Origin of the sequence: Parasynechococcus sp. (assembly GCF_042954245.1) — a bacterium.
Classification (GTDB): Bacteria; Cyanobacteriota; Cyanobacteriia; order PCC-6307; family Cyanobiaceae; genus Parasynechococcus.
The window spans coordinates 1-4,391 of record NZ_JBGKDP010000035.1; the positions used below are offsets into that span (position 1 = coordinate 1).

Sequence of the window (4,391 nt, forward strand, 5' to 3'; positions counted from 1 at the left end):
AAGCTCACATCTCCTTATTTCGACTTCTTGATTCAGGGCATGCAAACGTTGACCTGATTCAACAATCAACATCCTCAAAAGAGCCGGGCCTTCGCGCCCGGTTTTTTATTGTCAAGTCATCTCAACTGAGACTAGAGATAGAGCTTTTTACGCGTCTTAACTGAGATCAGAGATACATCCAGCATGTCTCAGGAGGCCAAGATAAGACGCTTTATGGGTCCCAAAAGAATTCCCACACGATCATCTAGAGACCGAAACCCGCTCAGGGCGACGATGCCCAAAAAAGATGCAGAAGGCTTTGCGTACCTGTGTCTATCGCAGGTACGCAAGACTCAAAACGCTTGAGATTGCTGAACTTTGTAGATCACAGATATCCCCTGGACTGGCCGTGGACAGCAGCAGAGAGCAAGAAAGAATGTTTTTTGCACGAGACACAACACAGCCGTGTAGGAGAGAACCCATGAATGCAACAAACAAAACAGCGCGAATTTTGAATCTTGAGGATTAGCGTTTGTCTCAGTCAAGACTCGTTGCAAGCCTCTTGTTGCGTCTCAGGCAAAACCCACAATTGTGTCGGTCAGGCTAAGCGGCAAGCATTGATTGAAATGAGCCACGGCCGCGCGATGGATTGAACGACGGTTTGAGCGGCTGATCTAGAAATTCCGCTTGATCAGCATTGTGCCGGTGGTGCTGAGCCTGCGCGGAAGCGTTGGCTGCTTTGTGATTGGAGCGATTGAGGTCTTCAACGCATTTCTCGTGATCATGCGCCTGCCCTTCAGCGCCAAGAGCGTTGCTGCCAAGACAATCGCTCAGATGGTGGGAGGAGTTGATTACTTCGTGATAGGCATTGCTCTGCTGATCTTTGGCTACGGCATCTATGAGCTGGTGATCTCAGACCTTGATCCACGGATTGAGGGTGCCGGGGAGCAGCACGCCAACATTCTCTCGGTGAACAGCGTCCAAAGCCTTAAAAACAATCTGTCCAATGTGATTGTTGTGGGCCTGATTGTCGCTGCGTTCAAGAAGACCATTGGTTTCGAGGTGAACAACGCCACCGACCTGCTGGCTCTTTGTGGCTCTGTGGCCATGCTGGCCCTCAGCGCTTGGCTGATTGTTGCAGCCATGGAACCAGCCACGAGCCATAAAGCAAGCGTCTCAAGCAAGGCTAGACTCTGGCCTCATAAAAAGTCTTAGCCACGACGACTGATCAGCGATTCCGGTACAGCTCACGCAGCAACCGATAGGTCTCATTGAGTCACCGCATCGCATCGGTGGAACCACCCGTATCGGGATGTTCTTCTCTAGAGCCCGTTGTTTGTAAGCCTCCCGAATGGAGCTCAGGGTGACCGGGATACCTGCTTGCGTTGACAAACCCAGGAGCTTGAGAGCCCCGTGCACCGTCATCGTTGATTCGAGGGTTTCAAAGGAGGTGACCTGCCGGCTGCGACGGAAACGGTTTACAAAGCGACGGATAAGGGTCGGCATGCGTTCCGCCAATGAGGACGTGGCAAAGTGATCCTCAAGAGCTCCGGCCACCACCATCACTCGCCCGAGCGATGGATCGATTGACTCCCACCCGGCGCAGAGCGTCTCAACGGCCGCATTGGCAGCCGACCAGGTGAATGGGAAGGACGCCCATCACTCACATCGGTGCTGGACCAGACATCACGCGCCAGCTAGGTCATGGTGGCTTCAATCACGGTTGGTCCCGGGGTTGTCCATACAAGGACCTCCAGTGCTCTTCAGCTGTAGCACTGGCCTCGCGTAGATCAGTGGGATCCACCATTGAGACAAGAGGGTCGTTCTGAGGAGAATCCCGTTGCTGCGGCGAGCGAAGGGTTGCCTTGAGTTGACTGGTGCGCTTGCTGACGAACCCCGGCAGATCGATGCCCGAGGCCCCCCCGAGGGAAGCCCAGACGCTGAGGTTGGAGATTGTTCAATGCCTTGTTGATGGTTGCCTGTTGAGATCAGAACGAGACTGGTGACCTCATCGGAGCTGGTGGTTGCTGCTGGTTCAGCATCGTTCTTAAGGGAAATGACCTCAGGATCCGAAGCTGCATCGTCAGGGTCGATCAGTTCCTGCAACAACCTTTCGAGCACACGCCCACGGGAATGTGCTCCGTATTCACCCTTGAGCTGGTCAATCAACGCGACCATGGGCTCTGACATCTCCACGAAGATGCGTTGACGTTTTGAGTCCTCGCCGCTCAAAAGTTCAATCCACCTGGGGGTAGGTTATCGACCCTGAAGCTGCAGCAACCATTGCTGCTGAGATCGAATCACAGCTGGAGCCACGGCAGGGATCACATGCGCCGGCATCACAGGAGCTCGCTTTACAACCATGGTCTTCGCTTCAGGAGGAGGAGGTGCGGTCTTAGGTCCCACTATGCGGATTTTGGTGCCTGCAACTTTCAACTGGGCATTTCGCTGTTGTTGCTTGCGGCGATGAAGCCTGGCCAGCTGCTGAACGGGAACAACACTGAGGAGATGGCCTGGAGTGGCATCGGCTGGATAAACCAGGCTCACCTTCACGGCCTTGCGAGACCAGGCGCCAGGTTGAGATCAGCCAGGGCCAGGCTCTCACCTGAGCGCATGCCCACGTGAACCTCACGAAGGGTTCGATCCTGAACAATCTGCAGCGATTCACGAAAGGCAGTGAAGGTCTTCTTGCCAGACACAACCGGGTGACTGAGCGCCAGTTGATAGGGCCCTGCACCGGAAACATTCAGGGTCACGTCGTAGCGAACCCCGTAGGTTCCGACGTTATTCAGAGCGGAATCGATCATCCGTGTGGTCAACGGATTGACTTGAACATCGCTGGTGCCGAAGTGATGCCGCTTCGTGCTGGTGAGAGGCACATGAAGTGGGCCTTGGTTGAGATCATGGCTGATCTCAGCCTTATAGACATCGCCGAGGGCAACGCCGGCCACCCGGGAGAAAACGCGACCCAGCTGGATCTCACGTATCCGGTTGAGATAAATCCGCCCCGGCGCCAGACGCCCAGATTGCAACACCGCGAAGAGATCGGAGTCCTGTGCTGATTGCTCGGCCGCAACGACAGCCATCGTGAAAGGACCATTGCTGCGTCCCCTCAGCAATCCGTTGGCAATGCCACGGGCAGAGAGCACGGTGCGCACCACAACCCACTGCGCTCCTGCCGGGATCACGACCCGTTCGGGCAACTTCCGGTCCAGTTCACCGCGCAGAAGTTGAACGGCGGTGGCATCGCCAGGCCCCGTGTTCCAAGGGCGCTTCCCGAGGGGTTTGACCCCCATCAGACGATTTGGGTGGTAGGGCGCTTCAAAACTGTTTTTGACGGAGCCTCGGTCAAAGTTCAGTGTGATCGGGCTTGATCCAGGATTTGTCGCAATCAGGGCCAGGGTCATCCATCCCCTGGATCGACGCCCCCCAAGCTTGGACTGGTCTTGGGGGTAATACTTGTGATGCATGTGAACGCCGAACTCACCGTTGAAGGTGTAGGTGGCGTTGCCAAGTAGCTGGTTCGACTCTGCAGCGATGGCTGGCCCAGTGACGATCTCTGGTTGATTGGAATGAAGAACCGGAACGTTGTTGAAGGTGCCGTTGAGAGGTCGTGCCTGCTGACCCGCCATAAGGACGACGTACGCCTCAGCGCAGCGCTGAGGACCGAACTCAAAAACCGCAAGCGAGACGCAGGTCAAGACCAATGCCGGGAATCGCCTGAGACTTATGCGGCTTGCTGTTGTGGTGTTCGCAAGGACTCGACACCACTGTGTTGATGCTCTCAACTCACACCGTAGTTCCACTTTCTGAGACAGCCAACTGATTGGTGAGTCGCACCACGCTTGAAAATCCGTCAGCATGGATTTATGGCAAACATTGACATGCTCCCTCCCTTTTGCTGCAGCACCAATACCGATCACACAACCCTGCGCCGCCAGCATCAGGAACGGAAGTTGTCGATGCTGTGGTTCTGGCGTGATGCTGCAGAACGGCAGCTGTCGGCCCTCAATGCCGCCATCAAAACCCTCCAAGAACAGATGGATCGCGACGCTCAGGCGTCTAACTGAGCAGCGTTCAACTCTTTCGCGAGGCTGTTGAGGCCGCGTTTAACGCACCGCTGAACAGTCATCGCTGAAATACCAAGTTGTTGCGCTGTTTGCCTCAGACTCATCCCATTGATGACGACCATCTGGAGAGCGCATTGGTCGTCTTTATCAAGTTTGCAGAAGAGCCTTTTCACCCTGCTCCAAGCATCTGATCGTTCGACCAGCTCCATTCCCTCTGGTGTTTCATTGAGCAGATCGTCATTGAATTCCACCCAGTGCTGCTTGCTGCGGTAGTGGTCAACCACCAGGGCATCGGCTGAGCTCAGAGCAGTGCCGCCCGAGCTGCGCATCATCCGCATGGCT

General features: G+C 55.3%; 3 protein-coding genes and 1 pseudogene. 2 read left to right on the forward strand and 2 right to left on the reverse strand.

Features of this window, described 5'->3' with window-relative positions; all coding sequences use genetic code 11:
- The first annotated feature begins 666 nt into the window (after nt 1-666).
- Complete coding sequence (locus tag ACGVJ8_RS01250) at nt 667-1,194, forward strand: YqhA family protein (RefSeq protein WP_392345122.1); 528 nt, start codon at nt 667-669, stop codon at nt 1,192-1,194.
- Between the two features lie 1,041 nt (nt 1,195-2,235).
- Here the strand turns inward: ACGVJ8_RS01250 and ACGVJ8_RS01255 are convergent.
- Nucleotides 2,236-3,710, reverse strand: a pseudogene (locus ACGVJ8_RS01255) (DUF3370 family protein).
- A gap of 153 nt (nt 3,711-3,863) precedes the next feature.
- Here ACGVJ8_RS01255 and ACGVJ8_RS01260 point away from each other — a divergent pair.
- A complete protein-coding gene (locus ACGVJ8_RS01260) occupies nt 3,864-4,049 on the forward strand; it encodes a hypothetical protein (RefSeq protein ID WP_392345123.1) in 186 nt (61 codons plus the stop codon).
- Here the strand turns inward: ACGVJ8_RS01260 and ACGVJ8_RS01265 are convergent.
- Nucleotides 4,034-4,391 (reverse strand): RNA polymerase sigma factor (locus ACGVJ8_RS01265; protein WP_392345124.1); only part of this gene is annotated, 358 nt, incomplete at its 5' end. The genes ACGVJ8_RS01260 and ACGVJ8_RS01265 overlap by 16 nt on opposite strands.

Bases quoted from the DNA above. Each gene is read 5' to 3' on its own strand.
- ACGVJ8_RS01260 (WP_392345123.1), top strand. From the start codon at position 3,864: ATGCTCCCTCCCTTTTGCTGCAGCACCAATACCGATCACACAACCCTG.